Source organism: Enterobacter sichuanensis (genome assembly GCF_009036245.1).
Lineage (GTDB): Bacteria > Pseudomonadota > Gammaproteobacteria > Enterobacterales > Enterobacteriaceae > Enterobacter > Enterobacter sichuanensis.
This window is the reverse complement of record NZ_CP027986.1, coordinates 3,817,704-3,841,655: the sequence shown is the minus strand read 5'-3', so window position 1 is coordinate 3,841,655 and position 23,952 is coordinate 3,817,704. Positions and strand designations below refer to the sequence as shown.

The 23,952-nt window shown below is 53.7% G+C and carries 24 protein-coding genes, 1 tRNA gene and 1 pseudogene; 11 read left to right on the top strand and 15 right to left on the bottom strand.

What is annotated here, in order from left to right:
* Positions 1-53: 53 nt before the first annotated feature.
* Together actS and C1N69_RS18540 are read left to right on the top strand one after the other, a co-directional pair.
* Positions 54-797, top strand: a complete 744-nt coding sequence (gene actS, locus C1N69_RS18545) for an amidase activator ActS (protein ID WP_095452427.1) — start codon at positions 54-56, stop codon at positions 795-797.
* Between the two features lie 80 nt (positions 798-877).
* A tRNA-Gly gene (locus tag C1N69_RS18540) sits at positions 878-951 on the top strand.
* 509 nt (positions 952-1,460) lie between these two features.
* Here C1N69_RS18540 and C1N69_RS23100 read toward each other — a convergent pair.
* The 12 genes and pseudogenes from C1N69_RS23100 to C1N69_RS18480 all read right to left on the bottom strand — a co-directional run bounded on the left by C1N69_RS23100 (position 1,461) and on the right by C1N69_RS18480 (position 12,778).
* Positions 1,461-1,724 (bottom strand): hypothetical protein, encoded by a 264-nt coding sequence (locus C1N69_RS23100; protein WP_104556535.1) that lies wholly within the window; start codon positions 1,722-1,724, stop codon positions 1,461-1,463.
* Positions 1,721-1,996, bottom strand: coding sequence for a hypothetical protein (locus C1N69_RS18530; protein ID WP_089600312.1), 276 nt, complete (start codon positions 1,994-1,996; stop codon positions 1,721-1,723). Before C1N69_RS18530 ends, C1N69_RS23100 begins: the two co-directional genes overlap by 4 nt.
* On the bottom strand, positions 1,980-3,116 hold the full coding sequence (locus tag C1N69_RS18525) for a PAAR domain-containing protein (protein WP_155031678.1): 1,137 nt from the start codon (positions 3,114-3,116) through the stop codon (positions 1,980-1,982). The genes C1N69_RS18530 and C1N69_RS18525 overlap by 17 nt, the downstream gene beginning before the upstream one ends.
* A 10-nt stretch (positions 3,117-3,126) precedes the next feature.
* Positions 3,127-3,588, bottom strand: coding sequence for a PAAR domain-containing protein (locus C1N69_RS18520; protein WP_072438991.1), 462 nt, complete (start codon positions 3,586-3,588; stop codon positions 3,127-3,129).
* 219 nt (positions 3,589-3,807) lie between these two features.
* Positions 3,808-4,142, bottom strand: a pseudogene (locus tag C1N69_RS18515) (IS3 family transposase); the annotation flags it as partial.
* Positions 4,103-4,429: an NIPSNAP family protein gene (locus C1N69_RS18510; RefSeq protein WP_155031677.1), complete on the bottom strand. Its 327-nt coding sequence runs from the start codon at positions 4,427-4,429 to the stop codon at positions 4,103-4,105. The pseudogene C1N69_RS18515 and the gene C1N69_RS18510, both read right to left, overlap by 40 nt.
* A 688-nt stretch (positions 4,430-5,117) precedes the next feature.
* A complete protein-coding gene (locus C1N69_RS18505) occupies positions 5,118-5,930 on the bottom strand; it encodes a LecA/PA-IL family lectin (protein WP_155031676.1) in 813 nt (270 codons plus the stop codon).
* A gap of 357 nt (positions 5,931-6,287) precedes the next feature.
* Complete coding sequence (locus C1N69_RS18500) at positions 6,288-7,358, bottom strand: ABC transporter ATP-binding protein (protein WP_155031675.1); 1,071 nt, start codon at positions 7,356-7,358, stop codon at positions 6,288-6,290.
* Positions 7,351-9,120 (bottom strand): ABC transporter permease, encoded by a 1,770-nt coding sequence (locus C1N69_RS18495; protein ID WP_025757776.1) that lies wholly within the window; start codon positions 9,118-9,120, stop codon positions 7,351-7,353. The genes C1N69_RS18500 and C1N69_RS18495 overlap by 8 nt, the downstream gene beginning before the upstream one ends.
* An 81-nt stretch (positions 9,121-9,201) precedes the next feature.
* Positions 9,202-10,290, bottom strand: coding sequence for an ABC transporter substrate-binding protein (locus tag C1N69_RS18490; protein WP_095441228.1), 1,089 nt, complete (start codon positions 10,288-10,290; stop codon positions 9,202-9,204).
* Between the two features lie 168 nt (positions 10,291-10,458).
* Positions 10,459-11,154 (bottom strand): response regulator, encoded by a 696-nt coding sequence (locus C1N69_RS18485; protein WP_155031674.1) that lies wholly within the window; start codon positions 11,152-11,154, stop codon positions 10,459-10,461.
* Complete coding sequence (locus C1N69_RS18480) at positions 11,138-12,778, bottom strand: ATP-binding protein (protein ID WP_155031673.1); 1,641 nt, start codon at positions 12,776-12,778, stop codon at positions 11,138-11,140. Before C1N69_RS18480 ends, C1N69_RS18485 begins: the two co-directional genes overlap by 17 nt.
* A 176-nt stretch (positions 12,779-12,954) precedes the next feature.
* On the opposite strand from C1N69_RS18480, the gene yjdI reads away from it, so the two are divergent.
* On the top strand, positions 12,955-13,185 hold the full coding sequence (gene yjdI / locus C1N69_RS18475) for a 4Fe-4S mono-cluster protein YjdI (protein WP_008499689.1): 231 nt from the start codon (positions 12,955-12,957) through the stop codon (positions 13,183-13,185).
* Positions 13,186-13,195: 10 nt separating this feature from the next.
* Positions 13,196-13,468, top strand: coding sequence for a GNAT family N-acetyltransferase (locus tag C1N69_RS18470; protein ID WP_008499687.1), 273 nt, complete (start codon positions 13,196-13,198; stop codon positions 13,466-13,468).
* A 169-nt stretch (positions 13,469-13,637) separates the two neighbouring features.
* Here C1N69_RS18470 and C1N69_RS18465 read toward each other — a convergent pair whose 3' ends face one another.
* On the bottom strand, positions 13,638-14,249 hold the full coding sequence (locus C1N69_RS18465) for a LysE family translocator (RefSeq protein ID WP_025757782.1): 612 nt from the start codon (positions 14,247-14,249) through the stop codon (positions 13,638-13,640).
* A gap of 116 nt (positions 14,250-14,365) precedes the next feature.
* On the opposite strand from C1N69_RS18465, the gene C1N69_RS18460 reads away from it, so the two are divergent.
* Positions 14,366-14,818: an Lrp/AsnC family transcriptional regulator gene (locus C1N69_RS18460; protein WP_021242030.1), complete on the top strand. Its 453-nt coding sequence runs from the start codon at positions 14,366-14,368 to the stop codon at positions 14,816-14,818.
* Positions 14,819-14,873: 55 nt separating this feature from the next.
* On the opposite strand, the gene C1N69_RS18455 is transcribed toward C1N69_RS18460, so the two are convergent.
* Positions 14,874-16,103, bottom strand: coding sequence for an amino acid permease (locus C1N69_RS18455; RefSeq protein WP_025757784.1), 1,230 nt, complete (start codon positions 16,101-16,103; stop codon positions 14,874-14,876).
* Between the two features lie 119 nt (positions 16,104-16,222).
* A complete protein-coding gene (locus C1N69_RS18450; protein ID WP_025757786.1) occupies positions 16,223-16,684 on the bottom strand; it encodes a multidrug/biocide efflux PACE transporter in 462 nt (153 codons plus the stop codon).
* Positions 16,685-16,789: 105 nt separating this feature from the next.
* On the opposite strand from C1N69_RS18450, the gene C1N69_RS18445 reads away from it, so the two are divergent.
* From C1N69_RS18445 to wzz(fepE), 6 genes are all read left to right on the top strand, one after another.
* Entirely contained in the window at positions 16,790-17,656 is an 867-nt protein-coding gene (locus tag C1N69_RS18445; RefSeq protein WP_155031672.1) for a LysR family transcriptional regulator, read from the top strand.
* 93 nt (positions 17,657-17,749) lie between these two features.
* A complete protein-coding gene (locus C1N69_RS18440) occupies positions 17,750-18,928 on the top strand; it encodes an acetyl-CoA C-acetyltransferase (protein ID WP_025757788.1) in 1,179 nt (392 codons plus the stop codon).
* A gap of 237 nt (positions 18,929-19,165) precedes the next feature.
* Positions 19,166-20,002 carry a 5-dehydro-4-deoxy-D-glucuronate isomerase gene (gene kduI / locus C1N69_RS18435; RefSeq protein ID WP_155031671.1) on the top strand — a complete coding sequence of 279 codons (837 nt, stop codon included), beginning with the start codon at positions 19,166-19,168 and terminating at the stop codon, positions 20,000-20,002.
* 63 nt (positions 20,003-20,065) lie between these two features.
* Complete coding sequence (kduD, locus tag C1N69_RS18430; RefSeq protein WP_047959405.1) at positions 20,066-20,827, top strand: 2-dehydro-3-deoxy-D-gluconate 5-dehydrogenase KduD; 762 nt, start codon at positions 20,066-20,068, stop codon at positions 20,825-20,827.
* Between the two features lie 309 nt (positions 20,828-21,136).
* Positions 21,137-22,552 (top strand): arabinose-proton symporter AraE, encoded by a 1,416-nt coding sequence (gene araE, locus C1N69_RS18425; RefSeq protein WP_025757791.1) that lies wholly within the window; start codon positions 21,137-21,139, stop codon positions 22,550-22,552.
* 210 nt (positions 22,553-22,762) lie between these two features.
* On the top strand, positions 22,763-23,887 hold the full coding sequence (gene wzz(fepE) / locus C1N69_RS18420; protein ID WP_047959404.1) for an LPS O-antigen length regulator Wzz(fepE): 1,125 nt from the start codon (positions 22,763-22,765) through the stop codon (positions 23,885-23,887).
* Positions 23,888-23,952: the final 65 nt, after the last annotated feature.

Below are 23,952 nucleotides of genomic sequence, written 5' to 3'. Positions count from 1 at the left end.
CTCTCTTCAGGCTGGTATTATAGGGCGCCATTCACGCTGACCGAGGATCTGTTTTGTTTGCAGGAAGCCTGACGAGAAAACCCATCACCGCCATTTTTTGTCTGACGCTGACGCTATTACTGGCAGGCTGCTCAGGAAGCAAATCATCGGATATGGGCAGCTATACCGGTTCGGTCTATACCGTTAAGCGCGGGGATACGCTGTATCGCATTTCGCGTGCGACCGGGACCAGCGTGAAGGATCTGGCGCGGCTCAATAATCTCTCTCCGCCTTACACTATCGAGGTGGGGCAGAAGCTGAAGGTTTCCGGCGGTTCGTCCGCAGGCAAAAAATCCTCCTCGAAGGGCAAAACTGCGAAAGTGACGCCGTCTTACGCGGTGCCGCAGTCTTCCTGGCCGCCGGTCGGTCAACGCTGCTGGATCTGGCCGGCCAGCGGTAAAGTGGTGCTGCCGTACTCCCTTTCTGAAGGTGGCAACAAAGGTATTGATATTGCTGCCGCACGCGGTACGCCGGTTTATGCCTCCGGTGCCGGGAAGGTGGTTTACGTTGGTAACCAGCTGCGCGGCTACGGTAACCTGATCATGATTAAGCATGGCGAAGACTACATCACGGCCTATGCGCACAACGACACGATGCTGGTCAACAACGGACAGAACGTGAAGGCAGGGCAGAAGATTGCCACCATGGGCAGCACAGGCACGGACACGGTGAAGCTGCATTTCCAGATCCGCTATAAGGCGACGGCCATCGATCCGCAGCGTTATCTTCCTGCTCCCGGTGGCAAACCGAAGTGCTAAGTGATTATTTTATCGCCGGTTAGTGGTGAAGAGGCTTGTATGAAGAAGCGTAAGGTCTATAATGCCTTACGCACCTCAAAGCGGGCGTAGTTCAATGGTAGAACGAGAGCTTCCCAAGCTCTATACGAGGGTTCGATTCCCTTCGCCCGCTCCAGATCTCTCCCCTTGTGGAGAAGCCTTAAAAGGCTTCGCTATCAGCAACTTAAATAGTTACCTATTTTAGTCGCCTATGGGTTCTACCATTGTGATCCGCCCTTGGTAACTGTCACGCTAAGTTACATGGTGAGATGACAGTATAACTCAGCGTTGGCGGCAGTTGCATCCTCAAACCGCGATAGTAAAACGTGAAGAAAAAGCCCATCCAGGCATAGTTATGTCATCGACAGATTGATCATACGCATTTCAAGCCCGATGTGCGGCTCTCAGAGCTACGTAAACAGGTTTATGGTGATAACGTACCTACAAACGACATGTAGGCTCTATCAGCGTTTCAGCCACGCTCCCGCAAGGGTACACGGTTATCCTGATAAGGTGTTATCCCTCTGACAGTCTGATGAAGTCGCTACGCTCCGCTTGTTGTTGTATCACCAACGGGGCTTTATGGCTTCTATTATCTAAAATTAGGGAAAAGGGGAAAGGCTGGATCTCTCCAGCCTTTGGCGGTCATCTCACTTTCTTGAAGATAAGCAGGATCAGAGGGACGCAGACAGCGAAACCAATGATAGAGGCTAAAGCCGAATCAGAGTGATTTTGCGATAGATCCTTAACAAACCAGGTGCATTGAGAAGGCGTAAGCTCCCCACTCTGGCTCATTGTCTCTGAAAAGTTAAGCGCGAAGACCAGATCGAAATACAGCACGATGACGTAATAGGCTATGCAGATCAGCGCGATAATCCCCCACCTGATCCAGAACTTCTTATTCATCATCTCACCTTTTTAAAGATCAGTAGGATGAGAGGCACGCAGATCGCAAAGCCAAAAAGGGCGACAGTAAAAACGCCATCAGTGGCTTGCATGATCGAGTCTATAGAAGCTTGGTACTCTTTTAATGGGATTGGGCCAGAAAACCGCATACTTTCACTCTCGCTGAATGCGGAAAAAGAGAAGGTAGATAGCACCAGTGCGATAAAGTAGCATAGCGATACAATGACAATCCCACCCCATCGGAAAATTGTTTTAATTCTATTCGTCATCGCCATAAGATCCCCCTAATACGCCACCTACAGTGCCGCCGGAATACGGAGACAATGAATCGCCAGTGGCTGCACCTTCCGCTGCAACATGCTGAGCTACACCACCGCGAGTTTCCTGGAATGGTTGTAAGTTGCCTGAATTAGGGTATTGCTCTTTGAATACTCCGGTCATCTCAACGACAAGCATTGAGGACATGTCTCCACCCTTTGCGATGAGAAATCTTTGCAGCGATACCGGAACGGTGAAATCTTCCTCAGCTTCAATAGGTAGTTGGGTCGTCGTAGATGTGTAACCGTGCTCAAATACCGTAGAGCCAGCAAACTTAATCCCCGCAACTGAATGTGTGGTGCAGTTGCTGCCAGTAACGTCATACTCATCAATGGTATGGCCTCTCCTCCTTGTTGTCTCTGGCATTTTTGATGTTTGTATAGCTGGCTTACTGTTGTTCCATAGGTCTTCGAAGAACGCTCTTGTCTTCATCGGGTCAGCATCGTCTATGCGGAAAACACGAGCACCCATCTCATAGAGTTCAGAACGATAGTAAACCCTTGCATCTTCATCTTGCAGGAAGTTAAGAACACCATCTCCCGTAAAGCCTCCACGATTGGTTCTGCCATAGCGACCATACGTGTAGAGATAGACATTGTTATTCTCGTGCACCGAAACGAAAGCGTGACCTGCGTTTTTGGTTTCAGTCCAGAGGTAAACGCCGTTCAATAGCTGGTTATCTTCTGGTTTGCAGGTATCAGCAAAGGTGTTTTGCTTCTTCGCTGCCTGTGCATGTTGCACTGGCTCTACAGGCGCTGTCGCCCAAGAAGGGGTATTCACCTCAACGGTGCCAGGCGCGATAAGAAAATTAGTACCCTGTGGACAACCGCAGTGGATTTCTGCACCGTCCACGGCGACTGCGGCGCTATTTGAGCAGCGAGGATCACCGCTCACTATCACCCCCACTTTCCCGCATTTCGGGCAAGGGGTGGTCTTATCGCCGATATAGAGTTTCCACTTGCCCATGACAGACATACCGGGGCGGGCGGCAATACATTGTGCGCCTGTAGATGTTTTATCTCCATGTAGACCAACGTTCTTACCGTGAACTGTGCAGCCTCTGTTAACCGATGCCATAGTGACCGCCTTATTTCAGAAAGTTTTCTGGCAACGATTCCCCTGCTCGGACTACTCTTCTTCCGGCATTCTGTGGGCTACTGATAATTTCGTCGCCGTTGTCGAGCAAGCTACCGACAAGAGCGGCGGAGTCACCAGAGGTATTGCCTACTCCAGTGCTGATTTTCGCGGTGGTTCCATCTGGATAACGAACTTCATCACCCACAAGAGATACATTTAGGCGTGTTCCGTCTTCAATTTCGATCTGCTGCCCGTTGTATTCACTGATAACCGTTCCCCCGTTGCGGGTTAAGCTACCCTCTGTAGCAATCAGATAAGCGGCTGTAACTGGGTGAGCGAGGTTGTAGGCGTTTCTTTCAGCGATCAGATTACGGGCTTCTTCGTTCATTTCCGCGAGCTGTTCAGCTGTGAATGGTGACTGGTCAAATGCTGCCAGCATTTCGGCGGTGAGTTCATTGGTGTATTGCTTCATAAGTCCCTCTACTTGCTATGGAAATAATTTCAGTGGCTATTTTACAAGCAATGACCTCATGAACAACAAGTATTAGACTTAAGCAAAATTATGTTTCGTAACAACCAGTAAAGGGGGTTACTCCTCCTCAAAGGTTATTGTGTAGCGGCATTGCTGCGACGGTCTGATCGTCACTATCTCCGTATAATTGGCGTTGCTGTATTGTAAGGGGCAACTAATACTGGCCACCGCGTTAGAGTTTTTCCAGTATCGGTTTTCCGATTTGTTGGGGGAGGAACTACCGTTATATTCATGCGGCCTAAGCGAACTGTAATACACGACGATATAGCCTGTGATCACATGAGCTGCTTCGCTAAAGTCACCAGCTCCCATTCATTCTTCAGGCTCCGGAAGAGGCGTTCCATTGGGCTGTTATCCCAGCTGTTTCCACGCCGGCTCATACTTTGCCTGAGCCGGTAACGTCACAGTAACTGCTGGTACTGCAGGCTCGTATAATGACTGTCCTGATCTACGATTACCCCCTCAGCCCTTCCACGCTTTCTGATGGCAGATTCATCACTGTTTTAATGCTGGTTTCGATGCTACGAATAATGTCTTCACGTGGACCGTTACGCCAGTCAGCACTTGCGTAAAAATTTTCAAGAACCGTAGCCATGCTTTCAGCACTATCAAAGGCGCGAATAAGGTAGTAGCAATCCGGGTCATGCAGCGAGTTACCAAACGCAACAACATCGATCTTGTGGCGTTGGTGAAGGGGTACACTGATTTCCTGCATGATGGCGTGAAAAGCTGCTCCGGTGCCTTTGTGCAGTGTGTATTGCAGTATCTCAACCGTTCTCAAAGTATCATCTCCGTTGGTTGCCACTCGGCAGTTCCTTGTTAATGGAGATTAAAGTAAACGGAATTGATCCGCGAGACCACAAGTAATTAAACGACTTTCCGTAATCAAAGTAGCAGTATGTGATTCAAACACGTAGTAAAGCGCTATGCCGCGTTTTTAGCATGGGGCAGGTTCAGCCCAGTCACGGTTCAAAAGAGTCACGTTTATCCGCGGCGATTCAATTTTTCGTAAATTAACCAGACAGGTCTTGTATCGTTTATTGATAGTGCGGCAGTACTATTGCGTTGCCTTTTAATTAAACAGGGAAGTGCTTTGCTCAATGCAGGTAGTGACTCTTTCATGGTGTGCTTTTTCAGGCACCATGCTCTTTTTATTAAAGGAATACGCTTTTTCAAACGCAGGTTCGCAACCCGGAATCCCCCACTGGTGTTTATTAGGCATGAAGTATGTTACTTCCGCTCAGGTACCCTGACCTGGAATCGGTAAGCGTCTTGCTTGCGGGTGGTGTTAATCGAGACGTGTCTTGTTTCAACGCGCTGGCGATCCTGAGAAGATAGACAACATAACAAAGAGTAATGCCGCGTGTGTTTATTGCCTGTTGGTGTAGCGCATATCTCATCATATGCGCTACACAATTTTTTACGGCTCACCAGCATCTCGCTGAACAGAAAGCCGATATTTCAGGAGATTAACCCTTAATTTTTAGTTCCTTGATGCGGAAATCATTCCCCATACTGGCTGCAACATGGCTGACTACCTCGAGTTCAGCTTTACTGCCTGTGGCTTTGAATTTACCACTCAGGGTTATCCATTCGTTCGCTTGCTTCAGTTCTAACGGTGCGGAAATATCTTTGCCGTCAGCACGGAGAGAAATTTTTGGCGCTTCATATTTTCCAATAATGCGCGCAGCTTTCACCGTCCAGGTATATTCATGCCCGGCAGTAAGACCTGCCAGCGTCTTTTTGAGGATCACGCCGGCGTGGTTTTTGTTGGCATTGGTAATGAACTCGACGGCGCGGGTGCTGGCATCAACCAGGTAAAGATCGTGCCCGGCCGGTCCCGCCTGCCAGCTATTCCAGTTATCACGTTCGAAGTTGGTTAAATCTTCAAACGGTGCTGCCGTCGCGGCCGAAATATCCGCCTCGCGATAAACTTCAACGCTGAATTCACCCGAATTATCTTTGTACTGGTCTTTACCGTCGGCAAAAATCAGCGTCAGAGTGCCTTCAGCTGGAACTGACCAGCGATATTTATGGTTGCCAACTGGCCAGGCATCCTTACCGATCCGTGCCTGAAGCGAAGGATTACGTACCGTCAGCGTTTCACCCTCTCTGGGAATGCGTCCCTGAGGCGCGGTCAGTGCAAACGTTTCAATCCCATTCCGGGCCCAACCACTGGCCAGAATGGTAATTATCTCTCCCGCTTTGAGGAATATCCCTGTGTTTGTTCCTTCGGCATTTTTAGCGTCAACTTTTCCTGACCAGATTAAATTTTCGCTCATGTCTTACTCCTGTGACATCGTGGTGCGTCAATACACCTTTTCAAATATCCATACAAAAAGAGTGAATTTAAAACTCTTCGGTTATTTGCCTGATAAGGTTAGTGAATAGTTCATGATATTATCGTATTCACTTCCTGCTTCTTATCGGCTCGAATGAGAATAGTCAGGGGGGATCTATATTTCAAAAGTCTGAATCATTTATGCCGGGTTGCATTTTTATAATTCATTAAAAAGTAAAAGCTATTTTTCATGACATTAAGAATAATCTGAGCTTAGAGAGTAAAAAAGAACGCTGCCCTTTTGTTTTTCCATTCCTGTTTCTGCACATAAATAAGGCTGCATTACGCAGCCTTTTTATTAGTTTTTAGGAAACACCCACACATACTTCTCAGGCAGCGAAAGATGGCAGTGCTGCGGATCCCGCACCTCATGCCCGTACGCGCGGATCACAAAGTCATCCCCCGCCGTACGGAACAGGTACTCCCAACGGTCGCCGAGATACATGCTGGTGAGCAGCGGCAGCTCAAGCTGGTTTTCCCCTGGCCCCTCGACCACCGCGACGCGCTCGACGCGGATCACCGCTGTGGCTTCATCACCGCTCTGCACCCCTTCACCGGCCTGGCCCCACAGCACCCAACCTTTCCCCTCGATGCGCGCTCTGCCGTCGCGCACTTCAGTGACCTTACCGTGCAGGCGATTGTTGCTGCCCATAAATTCGGCGGTAAACAGGGTTTTCGGCGAGCCGTACATCTCCTGTGGTGTGCCTTGCTGTTCGATCTTTCCGTTGTTCAGCAGCAGGATGCGATCGGAAATGGACATCGCTTCATTCTGGTCGTGCGTCACCATCAGCGCCGATAGCCCGAGCTTGATAATCAGCTCGCGCAGGAACACGCGGGCCTCTTCGCGCAGCTTGGCGTCGAGGTTGGAAAGCGGCTCGTCCAGCAAAATCACCGGCGGGTTGTAGACCAGCGCACGGCCAATCGCCACACGCTGCTGCTGCCCACCAGAGAGCTGGTGCGGGTGACGTTTACCAAGATGGCCCAGACCAAGCTGGTCCAGCACGTCCTGCACGCGCTGCTGGATCTCTTTGGCCGGAACTTTGCGCAGCTTGAGCGGATAGGCCACGTTCTCAAACACGGTTTTGTGCGGCCACAGGGCGTAGGACTGGAACACCAGCCCCAGGTTACGCTCTTCCGCCGGGACCTCACTGCGCGGCGTGCCGTCGTAAACTTTATTTTTACCAATCACAATCGAGCCCTGGGTCGGCTTTTCCAGACCCGCGACGGCACGCAGCAGGGTGGTTTTGCCGCTGCCGGATGGGCCCAGCAGAGAGACCACTTCGCCGCGCTTCAGGTTCATGGAGACACCTTTTAAAACAGGATTGTCGCCGTAGGTTAAGTGCAGATCGTCAACCGCTAATTCAATCATGTATTTTCACTCCGAAACGAAGGGCAATGCCCAGACCTACCACGACCAGCAGGATGTTAATGAAAGAGAGCGCCGCCACGATATCAATGGCGCCTGCGGCCCAGAGGGAAACCAGCATCGAGCCGATGGTCTCCGTGCCGGGTGACAGCAGGTACACACCCGTTGAGTATTCGCGTTCAAAGATCAGGAACATCAGCAGCCACGAACCAATAAGACCGTAACGGGAGAGCGGGATGGTGACGTGGCGGGTGATCTGCCCGCGCGTCGCCCCGGTGCTGCGCGCTGCCTCTTCAAGCTCCGGCCCCACCTGCAGCAGCGTGGAAGAGATGAGCCTCAGCCCGTAGGCCATCCACACCACGGTATAGGCCAGCCAGACGCTGAAAATGGTGCTGCGAAGGGAACGCAGCCAGACGATGACGTTTTCGCGCATCCAGTCAGTCCAGGCAAAACCGGAAAGCCAGCCGGATTTCAGCGAGTTATCGAGCCACATCGGCAGGAACAGGAACACCCACAGGAAGGCCAGGCCCGCCAGCAGGCCGGGCACCGCGCGCGGCACCAGTACGCTGTAATCGAGGAAACGCGTGGTGTTGTCCGGCTTACGGTGCATCGCAATACCGACAAACAGATAGCAGACTACCGCCAGCGCACCGCCAATCACCCCGATCGCCATGGAGTTGATAATGGCGCGCAGCAGGTTGGGCTGCGCCCAGATGGTGCGGAAGGTGTTCAGAGAAAGCTCGTCCCACAGCGAAACGCCCACGCCCCAGTTGGAGATAAACGCGCGCAATACCACGCCGAGCAGCGGAACGCCGATGGTCACGGTAAGCCAGAAGGCAATCACCGCGCCGGCCACCCAGCGCCATTTGCCCAGCGGTAACGCACGGGCCTGCGAGGCCTTGCCCTTCATGGTGACGAAGCGGTTGGCGGTGCGCATCAGGCGTCGCTGGAGCATCACCAGCGGGATAGTGATACAGATCAGCACCACGGCAACCGCTGCCATCAGGTTATAGGAGGGGGTACCCATCTTGTTCGTCAGCTTGTAGAGATAGGTCGCCAGCACCATGTTGCCTTCCGGGTCTCCGAGGACCAGCATCAGGCCGAACACTTCCAGCCCGAGGAAGAACAGCAGCACGGTGGCGTACAGCACTGACGGGCGCACCATCGGCAGGCTGACGGAGGTCATTACCTGCCAGGGCGACGCGCCCGCGGTGCGTGCGGCCTCTTCCACATCGGAGCCCACGCTGCGCAGCGCTGACGAGATATACAGATAGGCGTGCGGGACGTGCGTCAGGCCGGCAATGACCACAATGCTCGACATGTCGTAGATATTCCACGGCACAAAGCCAATCAGCGCCTCAGCCCACTGGGAGAGAAAGCCCACCGGACCGGCGGCCACCACGTAGCCAAAGCCCAGCACCATTGGTGAAACGAAAATCGGAACCAGGATCAGCGGCTCAATCAACCGGCGGCCGGGCAGGTCGGTACGCACCATCAAAAAGGCCAGCACGCCGCCCAGCGGGATAGAGATAAACACCAGCCCGAAGGCCAGAATAAAGCCACTCTTCAGGGCCTTATAAAAATCAGGGTCAGTGAAAATAAAATCAAATGATTCAAAGCTCCACTCTTTTGACGGCGAAAAGAAGGGGGCGGACAGGAAGCTCTGTATCACGATAAACGACAGCGGCGTATAGATAACCAGAGCGGTTATCAGCACGACGATGCCGCGCGGCAGGCTTTGCCACTTTCTGCGTAATGTATTCATGGGGTATCCCTGGTATTGCAGCCCAGAAAAACGAACTCAGGTCGATAAGGGAGCGCGGCGGCTTGCGCCGCGCTCAGACGCTTATTTGCCGGCGGCGGTACGCCACTCTTTGATGTACTCCAGGCGTTTTTTCGGCTGCAGGTATTCCAGCAGCGTTTCATCAACCGGGATCGGCTTCAGCGCGTTGCCGAGGATTTTGGTCAGGCCGTCGATATCATTTTTCCCTTCGATATCGTTACGAATGGACGGAATGTCCGCCTGATTGGCCAGAATGCTTTGCCCTTTTTCAGATAGCACGTAGTCGAGCCACAGTTTGGCCGCATTGCTGTTTTGCGACTGCTGGCTGATGAACGACACGCGCGACAGCACCAGGGTGTAATCCTTCGGATAGGAGATGCCGAGCGACGGATCGTTCTTCGCACGCGCTTCAGCATAGGATCCAAGGATATTAAAGCCGATCAGGTTTTCACCGGAGGAGACACGCTCCATCATGGTGCCGGTAGACGACTGCACCGATAAGCCCCCTTTGGCGACGTCGGCCAGGGTCTTAAAGTAGTTTGGATCGGCGTTGTGATCCTGCACCGAGAGCATAAAGCCCAGACCCGATTTTTCGATGTCATAGGTGGTGACTTTGTTCTTGAATTTGTCCGTCTGGCTGGCGATAAGCTTCGCCAGCGCGGCGTGCGAATCCGGCACGTCGCCCGCCGGGATCAGGCGCTTGTTGTAGATAAAGACCACCGGCTCATAGGTGGTGCCGTAGGCCTTATCTTTCCAGACCGCCCATTTCGGCAGTTGGCTCTGTTCCGGGGATTTGTACTCCATGGCGTAGTCGGTGGCGAGCTTCAGCCCGGTGTCCATCGAGGAGCTCCAGACCACGTCGCCGCTCACGCCGCCCGAGGCCTGTTCGCTGATGAAACGGTTGTACAACTCGGTGCTGTTCATGTCGTTGTATTCGACTTTGATGCCCGGGTAGGTTTGTTCGAAGCCCTGGATCAGCGGTCCGGCGGCTTTGATGTCGGTGGTGGAATAAATGACAACCTTGCCCTCTTTCGTGGCGGCATCGACCACTTTTTGGTACTCAGCAGGATAGCCCTGCGGCAGGGCGGACAGTGCAGAAGCAGAGAACAGTACAGTAGCGGTAAGCAGAGAAATTCGGAACGTGTTCGACATTATAGTTAACCTTTTAGTTACATTTGAGGAACTAATTATCAACATAGCGTATCGGGCTCTCCCCACAATAGGGGGGAGCGGATAATGATTCCGAAGTGTGATTGTCGCCGTCGTTTCAGCAATTAACACCATAAAATCCGCGAACGTTAGCCAACGAACGGTTGCGGATTACGGTTTGTCGGGGGCTTTGCGGTATAACCTGCGCGGATGACCAATATTGCCATACAGCATTTCGATGTTGATCAACCCGCTCTCCACGCAGTATTCAAGGTAGCGGCGCCCCGTGGTTTTACTGATCCCCACGTTTTCCACCACCTCTTCAACCGACATCGCACTGTCGGGATGGTCGGCGAACAGGCTTTTAATCCGCTCCAGCGTCTGGGGTTCAATGCCCTTCGTGGACGGCGCAGGTGAGGACTCCGCGGCCGGCAGGTTAAACAGGCGATCCAGCGCATGCTGGTCGACCACCTTCACCTGCTGCACGGTGTGGATGAAGCGCATAAAGCGCTCCAGCGAAGCGTGCAGACGCTGGAAAAAAACGGGCTTTATCAGGTAGTCAAACGCGCCGCTGCGCATGGCGTGGCTGCAGGTTTGCATATCGCTGGCGGCGGTGATGAAGATCACCGAGCATTCATAGCTTTTCAGCAGCGGGTTATCGATTAACTCCACCCCCTTGCCGTCCGGGAGATAGTTATCCAGCAGGATAAGCCGCGGCTGATATTGACGGATCAGGCTGTGCGCCTGTTCGATTGACGCGGCGATGCCCACCACGCGCAAATGAAAATTCTGCTCGATATACTCGCGATGCAGCTCCGCCAGGTGCGGCTCATCTTCAACTATCACAACATCAAGTGGTCGGGTCATGCTGTTGTCCATTCGGAATAAACACAGAAAAAATCGTGCCCTGCGGCGTGTTATCGGCAATCTCAATACTGCCGCCCGCCTTATCGATATAGCCTGCCACCAGGAACAGGCCAATACCATGCTCGGTGCCCACAATGTCGTTTTCACGTTCCGGTTTGCTGCTGAACCCCTGGCGGAAAATATGCGGCTTCAGCGCATCGTCCACGCCGCAGCCTCTGTCGGCCACCTCGATCAGCAGCTCCTGGTTACGGTCAGAGATGTAGAGTTCTACCGGGGCGTGGACCTGTGCGTTGAGGGTCGCATCCACGGCGTTATCCAGTAGATTACCAATAATGGACATCAGCTCCGTTTCACTGAGCGCGGCAGGCATGCGGGTGAGCTGGCAGGCGGGATCAAACTGCAGTTCGATGCCTTTTTCGCGCGCGCTGACATATTTACCCAGCAGCAGCCCGCACAGCGCCGGGGAGACAAAACGGGCAGAGACAAAGTCCAGTACGCGCTGCGCGCCTTCTGACTGCACCTGGATGTAACGGATCGCCTCATCATAGTGTTTCATCTGCAGCAAGCCCACCAGCGTGGCGGTCCAGTTCAGCTGTTCGTGACGCATAATGCGCAGGTTATCCGCATAGCGTTTGATCTGACTAAGCTGGCTGCTGAGGGTGTTGATGTCGTTTTTGTCGCGAAAGCTATACACCCAGCCGCTTTCAACGCCGGGCTCGACCTCAATGGCGACGCGGTTGACGATCACCTCCCGCTGGTTCAGCACGGCAATCTGGTCGTGGCGGCCAGCGCTCACCGAGGCGTAACGCTGGGATAAAAAGCCCGGAGATGTCTGCAGAACGTCTTCCAGCGGTTTGCCGATAAGGTCTTTCTCACTTTGACGAATATCCAGCATTTCGCGTGCGGCGCGGTTAATTAAAATCAGCTGCTTCTCTTCATTAACGGCAAATACCCCTTCATACATGGCTTCTAATAGCGCGCGCTGCTGCAAAACCAGCTGAGCGATATCTTTCGGCTCCAGCCGGAACATCTGTTTTTTTAAATTGCGGGTAAACAGCCAGGAGAACATAAACAGCAACAGCAGAAGCGCAACGCCGTATAACCCGGACTGCCACAAAATGCGGGCGTTAATGTTGGCAATATACGACGTCAGATAGCCGACCGAGACAATGCCGATGACCTGATGCTGGGCGTTGAAAATGGGCGCTTTACTGCGCAGCGACACGCCAATCCCACCCTGACGCACGGAAATGATGGTTTTACCCTTTAATACCTCCGCGTTATCCCCTCCGATCATCGGTAAATTAATGCGCTCCGGAGATTCCGAATGGTAGAGGTGCTGCTCGCGGGTATCGCCAATCACAATATAGCTGGCATCGCTTTCGGCACGCAGCGGCTGAATCAGCCGAGCGATGCCCGGAATATCTCTGGCGGCCACCTTGTCTGCCAGACCCGGCATCAGCGCAATCTGGCTGGCCTGAACCCGGGCGCGCTGGCCGAGATCGTGATGAAGCTGTCGGTCAATAAAATGAAACAGGATGGTTCCCAGCAGAACTAACAGCAGGCAGGAGAAGCACACCAGCGCTAAAAACAGCTTTACCTGAAAAGAGAGTCTGCGTTTCATTCAACCTGCGACAGTGTTGTAAAAGTGACATTTGCCGAGCCTGACATGTGCAAATAGCGGACGCAATCTGGCGAGAAAAGAGTTGTGACCTGGCTTTTCGTTTTCGGCGTTATAGCCACAAGGATCCTGTCAGGCTATTCTTCATTCAGCACGATAATAATTACAGAGGCAATGTCATGGATAAAGAACTACTGGATGCGGGCTACCGGGCCTATACCGGCGAGAAAATTGACGTCTACTTCAACACCGGGATCTGCAAACACTCCGGTAACTGCGTGCGTGGGAGCGCAAAGCTGTTTAATCTGAAACGTAAGCCGTGGATCATTCCTGATGAAGTGGACGTTGAAACGGTTGTACGCGTAATTGATACCTGCCCGAGCGGTGCTCTGAAATATCGCCAGAAATAAGCGAGGAACCATGGATATTCTTGAAGGCCATAACAAGTTTTACGTGAACGATGCGAACGGCAACCAGGTCGCAGAGATTGTCTTCGTGCCGACCGGCGAGCACCTGAGCATTATCGAGCATACCGATGTGGATGAAAGCCTGAAAGGGCAGGGCGTCGGTAAACAGCTGGTGGCGAAAGTGGTGGAGAAGATGCGCGGTGAGAACCGCAAAATTATTCCGCTGTGCCCGTTCGCGAAACATGAGTTTGATAAAACGCGGGAATATGACGATATTCGGGCGTAAATAACACCGGCGATGGCTGGTGTTATTTCAGACTGCTGACAACGTGCGATTTGTGAGTTTCCCCCGGCGGCGCTACGCTTGCACGGGCCTACAATGAATTGTGCAATTAATTGATATTGTTGTGAAATGTAGGCCGGGTAAGCGCAGCGCCACCCGGCAAAAAAGACAGTTATCTCACCTGCTCAAACAGCAATACCAGCGCTATCAGCACCATCAACCCTCCCGATGCCCTGCTCACCAGACGCGCCGCCTGTGGCCGGGTCGCCAGTACCGCTTTCGAACCATACCCCACCAGCAGGTAGACCAGGGTACAGGTGATAAGATGCATCATCCCAAGCGCAGACATCTGCATCGCTATCGACCAGCTTCCGGTTGGATCTGTAAATTGCGGAAGCAGGGCCAGGAATAGCAAAAAAACCTTCGGGTTTAGGCCGCTAATGCAGAGTCCTTTCACCGCCCACTGCGTCCAGTTACCCGCATGTTGGGTGGCCTTTTCCGGTGCGGCAGGGTGACGCCATAACGTTATGCCAAGCCACAGCAGATACAGGGCTCCCGCCACGGTCAGCCCGGCTAACGCCAGCGGATGTTGAGCAATCAATACCCCCACGCCAGCCACCACAACCAATGTGGCTAGCAGATGCCCGGACATAAGCCCCATCACCGCCGGGACCACGCGGCGGCCGTTGATCCCGGCGCTGATAGCGTAGGCCCAGTCGGCCCCCGGGGTCATGATGAGCAGAAAAGAAACCACCCAAAAGCCGGCCACAATACTCATTTCCATCGTCCTGAAATACTCCCGCAGTGCGTTATACGTTGCGAAAAAGAATATCGCTAACACTGCGAAATAGGTTTTCAATGTTATGCTCAGAACACGGTGAAATTGAGAAAATCTTCCATATGGATAGCATTGATCGAAAAATTCTTGCTGAGCTGCAGTCTGACGGCCGCCTGTCGCTTACCGAACTGGCTGAGCGGGTGAATCTGAGCCTCTCGCCGTGCCATCGTCGCGTGCGGGCGCTGGAGCAAAGCGGGGCTATAACGGGATACCGTGCCAGCCTCGACCCTGCCAAAATGGGATTTAATTTCCTGGCGATAGTGTTCGCGACGCTGAAAGAGGGTGACCGCAAGGCGGTCAGTGCGTTTGAAGAGGCGGTGGAAGAGATCCCGCAGATCGTGCTGGCCCAGCGCTTATTTGGCGATCCTGATTATCTGATGCACGTCGTGACACGCGACCTTTCCGCTTTCCAGAAGCTCTACGACGAGAAGCTCTCCGCCATGCCCGGCGTGCAGCATCTTCGCTCAACGCTTGTTATGAAAACGGTGGTGCAAGACAGGCCTTTTCCGCTGTAAGCAGCAGGCCGGGACTGAATGGCCTGCCCGGCATCGCGCCGGGCAGGAAAGGGAATTAGCCCACAAACATCACCGACACGCACAGCACGCCGACGATAAGCGTCAGCAGGTTGCCCATGGAACGGTACTGTTTCAGGGAGGGGATCAGATACGTCGACAGCGTCGGCATGATAAACAGGATCATGGCGATTAGCGGGCCGCTGATGGCGTAAATCATCGAAATGGCGTTCGGGTTAATGCAGCAGACGGCAAAGGTGATGAACGACACCCCCATAATAGAAACTGCGCGGTTAAAGGCGCGGCTCTTTTTCACACCCACCTGGTTGAGCGACGACCTCACGATCTCCGTCGCCCCTTCTATCACCCCAAAATAGGTGCCGAGGAACGATTTCGACATCGCAATAATCGCCACAATAATCCCGGAAATACCGAGCCATGCCGGTGACGAGGGCATCATCGACAGCGCTGACAGGATAGTCACCCCTTGCGCTTTGGCGGTCACAATATACGACGGCGGGATAGAGAGCAGGCAGCTGAAGACAAAGAACAGCACGCTCAGGCAGATAATCAGATATGCCACCTTCATGATCTTCTTGCATTTATCCATCGCGCCATCGGCAAACTTCTCGCGACGATCAACGGCAAACGTCGAGATAATCGGGGTATGGCTAAACGCAAACACCATCACCGGAATCGAAATCCATACCTGATGCAGCGTATGGCGATCGACGGTCATCTGGCTGGTGAGCAGCGAGGGCTGCCAGCTGCCGATCAGATAGAGTGAGACAAACAGGAAATAGGCAATCAGCGGAAACACGAGGAAGCCCATCACTTTTATCGTGATATGCCGTCCCATCAGGAAGATCAGATTAAGCACCAGCACCACGCCCAGGCTGACCAGCACGCGAACGGTGGTGTCTACCGTCAGGTGTTTCGCCAGCTGTTCCGTCAGCGAGTTGGTGATGGCCACCGCATAAATCTGCACCACCACAAAGAAGGCGATGAAATAGAGCGTGGTGATCAGATTGCCAATCTTCCTGCCGTAGTAGTGCGAGACGGCGCCGGTGATCCCTTCATTGCCCTTTGTTTTTGACGACAGGATAAATTGCGCCAGCGCCCGGTGCGGCCAGTAGGTTAAGGGGTAGGCCACGAGGGCGGTAATAAACAGGACAATAGCGCCTGCGGAGCCCAGCTGAATGGGCAGGAATAGCGTTCCTGCGCCCACGGCCGTGCCGTAGAGAGCGAAACTCCAGAGAGTCTCATCTTTTGACCAAATTTTCGACATTAGAGCAACGTATCAACTATCAAACCATCGGAATGGAGTGCAATTTACCATAGTTATGCCTGGAGAGCGCAGTTGCTTCGAAGTGGTCAGGCCGGAACGGACGTCCGGCCAGAGGAGATTTAGCCTGCCAGAGCGCGTCGCTGCTGGCGGCGCTTAAGAAATTTCTCGCGAAGGCCATCGTACGCCCAGTTATAGAATACGGTGTACGGCAGGAAGAACAGGAAGAAACCTATTTCCAGTGTGAATGCCTGAAGCAGCGTGACCCCCAGCACGGCGGCGACAATCGATACGCCAATCACAATAAACCCGCATTCGAAGCCCAGCGCATGCAGCGTACGCACTTTTGCCGTACGTGTGACACGCTGAACCGGCCAGAAACGGTCGAAGCCGACGTTATAGATAATGTTCCAGAGCATAGCCGTGGTGGCCAGAATAATGGTCAACCCACCCATCTCCACCACGGAACGCTGCATAAGCCAGGCCGCGGTGGGGGCGAGGATCGCCGTCGCGATCCCTTCGAAACAGACAGCATGAAAGATCCGCTCCGGCAGTTTACGTTGGAGTGCATCCTGATGTTGCATAGTTATAGACCTCATTAATTCGCCGGTATGGGCGTTGATGCAGTCTATTTTTATCGCTAAAGCTGATATATTAAAGATAGTATCCATCGTAAAAGTAGATAGGTTATGCGCTATTCACCTGAAGCCCTTACCGCCTTTGTCGAGACCGTTGCGGCGGGCTCTTTTTCGGCGGCCGCTCGCCGGCTGCGTAAAAGCCAGTCGACGATCAGCACGTCCATTGCCAATCTTGAAGCCGATCTGGGATTCGAGCTGTTTGACCGCTCGGCGCGCCAGCCGGTGTTAACGGCCCAGGGGGAACAGGTGCTGGGCTATGTGCAGGCCATTCTCGCCGCCAGCACGCGGCTGGACGAGCTGGCGGTGTCGCTAACGGCGCAAACCGAAGCGCGCCTGACGTTTGTCCTTTCCGATACCCTCAACCCGGACGTGCTGGAAGAGATGATGAAGCAGTTTGACGCCCGCTTTCCCCATACGGAATTCGAATGTCTGATTGGCGAGGAGGAGGACGTGATCGATCTGCTGCAAAAGGAGCGGGCTCAGGTGGGACTGACGGAAGCCCGGGACAACTACCCCACCGATATCGGCGCTACCCGCCTGCCGATGCAGACCCGGATGGCGATCTATGTTGCCACCACACACCCGCTGGCGGGGCAGGATGACGTTCAGCATGACGAGCTGCACGGCTGGCGGGAGCTGCGGCTGAGCACCTATCTTGAACGCGAGGCTGAGATCGCCCGCGGGCCCGTCTGGTCAGCACCGAATTACCTGTTACTCTTGAGTATGGCGGTACAGGGATTTGGCTGGTGCGTGTTGCCCTGCGCGCTGGTGGATGAGTTTGCCGCCGCGAAATCCCTGGTACAGCTCAACGTGCCAGGCTGGCCGCGGGCGATCGGCATCGATCTGCTGTGGAATAAACGATCCCCTCCCGGCGTGGCCGGACGCTGGCTGCGGCAGTATCTGCAGGATGCGCGCTGATCCTTGTGATTAAACTCACTATTTTTAAACAATTAAGATAATTGCCAGTAACAATCCTCTACTATCGTCATGTCATTTAACACAGAGGTCGTGATGAAAGATGTCGTAATAGTGGGTGCGTTGCGTACAGCTATCGGCTGTTTTCAGGGAGCGCTGGCGCGTCATTCGGCGGTTGACCTGGGGAGCGTGGTGGTGAAAGCGCTGGTGGAACGCAGCGGGATCGCAGCACATGAAGTGGACGAGGTGATCCTCGGCCAGGTGCTCACGGCCGGCGCCGGACAAAACCCTGCACGGCAGGCGGCGCTGAAAGGCGGACTGCCCAATACCGTCTCCGCCATTACCATCAACGACGTCTGTGGATCAGGATTAAAAGCGCTGCATCTCGCGACGCAGGCCATTCAGTGTGGTGAAGCGGATGTGGTTATTGCTGGCGGGCAAGAGAACATGAGCCGTGCGCCGCATGTACTGACCGACAGCCGTACCGGCGCACAGTTGGGCAATAGCCAGCTGCTCGACAGCCTGGTGCATGACGGGCTGTGGGATGCCTTTAATGATTACCATATGGGCGTGACGGCGGAAAACCTGGCGCGCGAGTACGGCATCAGCCGTGAATTGCAGGATGCGTATGCGCTCAGCTCGCAGCAAAAAGCGCGCGCGGCGATCGACTCTGGTCGTTTTCGCGACGAAATTGTACCGGTCAGCACCCGGCGCCAGAATGGCGACGTTATCGTCGTGGATACCGATGAACAGCCGCGCACCGACGCCAGTGCCGAAGGCCTGGCGAGACTGAATCCTGCTTTTGAAACGCAGGGCTCCGTCACGGCGGGGAATGCCTCTTCCATTAACGACGGCGCAGCCGCCGTCATGATGATGAGCGAAAGCAAAGCCCTTGAGCTCGATCTCCCCGTGCTGGCCCGCATTAAAGCCTTCGCCAGCGTGGGGGTTGATCCTGCGTTAATGGGGATCGCGCCGGTCTATGCGACCCGTCGCTGTCTCGATCGCGCAGGGTGGCAGCTTTCTGACGTTGATCTGATTGAGGTGAACGAAGCTTTTGCCGCGCAGGCCATCTCGGTTGGCAAAATGCTGGAGTGGGATCCGCTGCGGGTTAACGTTAACGGTGGGGCGATCGCGCTGGGGCATCCTATCGGCGCCTCCGGGTGCCGGATCCTGGTTTCGCTGGTCCACGAAATGAAAAAGCGCAACGCCCGTAAAGGGATTGCCACTCTCTGTATCGGCGGTGGGCAAGGGGTGGCGCTGGCCATCGAACGCTAATCCTGGTTCATCGAATAAAACCTCCTGCGGGAGGTTTTTTTTATCCTGCTGTTTGTTGCCTGGCTGCGTATCGTGATCCGGGCGTCATTTTCGTTATAAACAAAACAAAAAATGAAACGCTGTTTTAATTGTAATTGAAAAGCCCATTTTATGCCGATAGTATGTGCTCATGATGAAAAACGAAACGTTGTTTCGTTTATTTTCCGCCTTCGGGCATGACCACATCTGGAGGTTACCGTGGACGTCAGAGAAAGCATCCACAGTGCGCACGCCAAAACGCTGGATACTCAGGGGCTGCGCAATGCGTTTTTAGTCGGGCAGGTGTTCGAGGCTGATAACTACACCATGGTTTACAGCCATATCGACCGCATTATTGTGGGCGGGATTATGCCCGTTACGCAAACCGTCTCCGTGGGCGGTGAGGTCGGTAAACAGCTGGGCGTAAGCTATTTTCTGGAGCGTCGCGAGCTGGGGGTCATTAACATCGGCGGGCCGGGCACCATCACCGTCGACGGCCGGTGCTATGAGATTGGCCATCGCGAGGCGCTGTACGTGGGGAAAGGGGCAAAAGAGGTGCTCTTTGCCAGCATCGACGGCGGCAAACCGGCGAAGTTTTACTATAACTGCGCGCCGGCACATTACACCTGTCCAACCAAAAAAGTGACTCCGGCGGATGTCGCCCCGGTAACGCTTGGCGACAACCTCACCAGCAACCGCCGCACCATCAATAAATACTTCGTTCCTGATGTGCTGGAGACCTGCCAGCTCAGCATGGGGTTGACCGAGCTGGCGCCGGGCAACCTGTGGAACACCATGCCGTGCCATACCCACGAGCGCCGGATGGAGGTCTACTTCTATTTCAATATGGAGGAGGACGCCTGCGTGTTCCATATGATGGGACAACCCCAGGAAACGCGCCATATCGTGATGCACAATGAGCAGGCGGTCATTTCGCCGAGCTGGTCCATTCACTCCGGCGTCGGGACGAAAGCCTATACCTTTATCTGGGGAATGGTGGGTGAAAACCAGGTCTTTGATGATATGGACCATGTTGCGGTCAGCGATCTGCGCTAGTCGCGGGCAGTGAAGTATCAACCTGCCTGTGCGTGACAGGCTCTGAACGAGTAAGGAACAAACATGATTCTGGATGCATTCTCTCTGCAGGGTAAAGTGGCCGTGGTCTCCGGGTGTGACACCGGTCTGGGTCAGGGGATGGCGTTAGGGCTGGCGGAAGCGGGCTGCGATATCGTCGGGATTAATCTCGTCGAGCCAACGGAAACCATCGAGCGCGTGACGGCCCTGGGCCGCCGTTTCCTGAGCCTGACCGCTGACCTGCGTAAAATTGACGCCATTCCTGAACTGCTGGATCGCGCGGTAGCTGAATTCGGTCATATCGACATCCTGGTGAACAATGCCGGGCTGATTCGCCGCGAAGATGCGATTAACTTCAGCGAGCGCGACTGGGACGACGTGATGGATTTGAACATCAAGAGCGTATTTTTCATGTCCCAGGCGGCGGCAAAACACTTTATTGCGCAGGGGAACGGCGGCAAGATCGTTAATATCGCCTCTATGCTCTCGTTCCAGGGCGGTATTCGCGTACCGTCTTACACCGCGTCCAAAAGTGCCGTGATGGGCGTGACCCGCCTGCTGGCAAACGAATGGGCGAAGCATAATATCAATGTGAATGCGATTGCACCGGGTTACATGGCAACCAACAACACGCAGCAGTTGCGTGCCGACGAGCAGCGTAGCGCGGAAATTCTCGACCGCATTCCGGCGGGGCGCTGGGGGCTTCCGGGCGATTTGATGGGGCCGGTCGTGTTTCTGGCCTCGTCGGCGTCGGACTATATCAACGGCTACACCGTGGCGGTGGATGGCGGCTGGCTGGCGCGATAAGCCGTTTGGGGCAAACACCTCTGCCTTCGGGCGGAGGTTTTTTTGCTCAAAAATTGTCAACATCCATATCGATAAACACGAAAAATCCATACTAAAAAGTCATAAATGACCATCATCACACTTTTATTGCTGGAAAATTAATGTATTAGTAAAACAATGCGATTATTCAGCATTAATTGAAATTGTAATGTCCATCACAGATCGCTATGTCGTAGCGAAATAATCCATATCTTCACCTTTTCCCACCTGACACTTTTTCTCGCTATCTCGTAATTTCACTTAACGCATTTACTGTTCAGGCAGGAAACTATGACATCAATAAATGACTCTACCCTTATGCCCGCTGCGCTGCGGGATACACGCCGCATGAACCAGTTTGTCTCTGTGGCCGCCGCCGTGGCGGGCTTATTATTCGGGCTGGATATCGGCGTGATTGCCGGCGCCTTACCGTTTATTACCGATCACTTTACCCTGAGCAGCCGTCTGCAGGAGTGGGTGGTGAGCAGCATGATGCTTGGCGCGGCTATCGGCGCGTTGTTCAACGGCTGGCTCTCGTTTCGTCTGGGGCGCAAATACAGCCTGATGGTCGGGGCGGTTCTGTTTGTCGCGGGTTCCATTGGCTCCGCATTTGCCACGCACGTGGAGGTGTTGCTGCTCTCCCGCGTGCTGCTGGGGGTGGCGGTGGGGATTGCCTCCTACACGGCCCCACTTTATCTCTCCGAAATGGCGAGTGAGAATGTCCGCGGGAAGATGATCAGCATGTACCAGCTGATGGTCACCCTGGGTATTGTGCTGGCGTTCCTCTCTGACACTTACTTCAGCTACAGCGGCAACTGGCGCGCAATGCTCGGCGTGCTGGCCTTACCGGCGCTGGTGCTGATCGTGCTGGTGATTTTCCTGCCAAACAGTCCGCGCTGGCTGGCGCAAAAAGGGCGCCACGTGGAGGCGGAAGAGGTGTTGCGTATGCTGCGCGACACCTCAGAAAAAGCGCGCGAAGAGCTCAATGAAATCCGCGAAAGCCTGAAGCTGAAGCAGGGAGGCTGGGCATTGTTTAAGATCAACCGCAACGTGCGCCGCGCGGTCTTCCTCGGCATGCTGCTGCAGGCGATGCAGCAATTCACCGGCATGAACATCATCATGTACTACGCGCCACGCATTTTCAAAATGGCCGGGTTCACCACCACGGAACAGCAGATGATCGCCACCCTGGTGGTCGGGCTGACCTTCATGTTCGCCACCTTTATTGCCGTATTCACCGTGGATAAAGCCGGACGTAAACCGGCGTTGAAAATTGGCTTCAGCGTGATGGCGCTCGGTACGCTGATCCTCGGCTACTGCCTGATGCAGTTCGATAACGGCACCGCCTCAAGTGGCCTTTCCTGGCTTTCTGTCGGCATGACGATGATGTGTATTGCAGGATACGCGATGAGCGCCGCGCCCGTGGTCTGGATCCTGTGCTCCGAAATCCAGCCGCTCAAATGCCGTGACTTTGGCATCACCTGCTCGACGACCACCAACTGGGTGTCCAACATGATCATCGGCGCGACGTTCCTGACGCTGCTGGACGCCATTGGCGCCGCGGGAACGTTCTGGCTCTATACCGTGCTGAACGTGGTGTTTATCGGCGTCACGTTCTGGCTGATCCCGGAAACGAAAGGCGTAACGCTGGAACATATCGAGCGCAAGCTGATGGCAGGAGAGAAATTGCGCAATATCGGGGTGTGATCGTATTGCCTGTATAAACGCTTCAGACGATGCCGGAGTTGGAATGATTCAGCGTTATGACAATAATAACGTAATGAAACTCACTACCAACTCTGGCAGGGGGGGATAAATTAAGGGATTTGAGCTTAAGATAATTCTTAGGATAATGTATCATCCGACCACCGCTGTTATTTGCGCAAATTAAGCCGAATCCTAAAAAGAAAAATGCCTATGTCTGAGATGGATATCAAAAAAAGCACAGATCTTGATTTTCCCCGTTATGCCACCCCGGTTGTACACGCTAAAGAGATAGATCTTTTGGGTCTGGTTGAAGTGCTGCTGGCGGCGAAAAAACGCATAATCGCCGTGACGCTTGCTTTCACGCTGGTAGGCCTGGCCGTTTCATTTTTACTGCCGCAGAAATGGACCAGTAAAGCCGTGATCACGCAGGCAGAGCAGTCGCAGTGGAACCCGTTGCGCCAGATGCTGGTTGCATTACAGGTCCTTGATGTGGATGCGAAAATTTCCCGCCCGGAAGTCTTTGATCTGTTTATTAAAAAGTTTCAGTCGCAGTCATTGCTCGAAGAGTACATGAAAACCTCTCCTTACGTGACATCGCAGCTGGAAGGTACTGAGGTGGATGCGCTTGAGCTGCATCGTGCAATAGTCAATATCTCAGAACGAATGAAAGCGGTGAATGACACTCAGGTTAAAGATGCGGATAAAATGCCGTATGTCTCCTGGACATTGAGCTTCACGGCACCAACAGCAGGCGATGCGCAAACCGTGCTGGAAGGATATATCAATTACATTACCGCGATTGTCGAAAAAGAGACGATTCAGAATATCCGTAGCCAGATAACCCTGAAAACGAAAGCCGTTGAACAGCAGCTGGAACTGGACCGTGTTCGTCTGACCAATATTCATAATACCAACCTGCAGCGACTGAATTATTCGCTGGCCGTGGCGAATGCCGCAGGTATTAAGAAGCCGGTCTACAGTAACGGGCAGGCAGTAAAAGATGACCCTGATTACTCCGTTGCGCTCGGCGCTGACGGCATTGCGCAAAAACTGCAGATTGAAAAAAATCTGAAGGACGTGACCGAGCTGAATGCGGATTTCCAGAACCGGGAATACTACCTGGCACAGCTGAAAAAACTCTCCTTTGCCGACGTCAAACTTGAGCCCTTCAGGTACCAGCTTTCACCGTCCATGCCGGTGAAAAAAGATGGCCCGGGTAAAGCGCTGATTGTCCTTCTGTCGGCGATCCTGGGTGGGCTGTTTGCCTGCGGTAGCGTTTTACTGCGTGAGGCGATGCTCACCCGCAATCCTCTGCCAGAGCCGGTGACGGAATAACCTCTGCAGATTAAAAAGGCGCTGACTTCAGCGCCTTTTTTTATGGCTGCCGGTTGTGTTAAAAA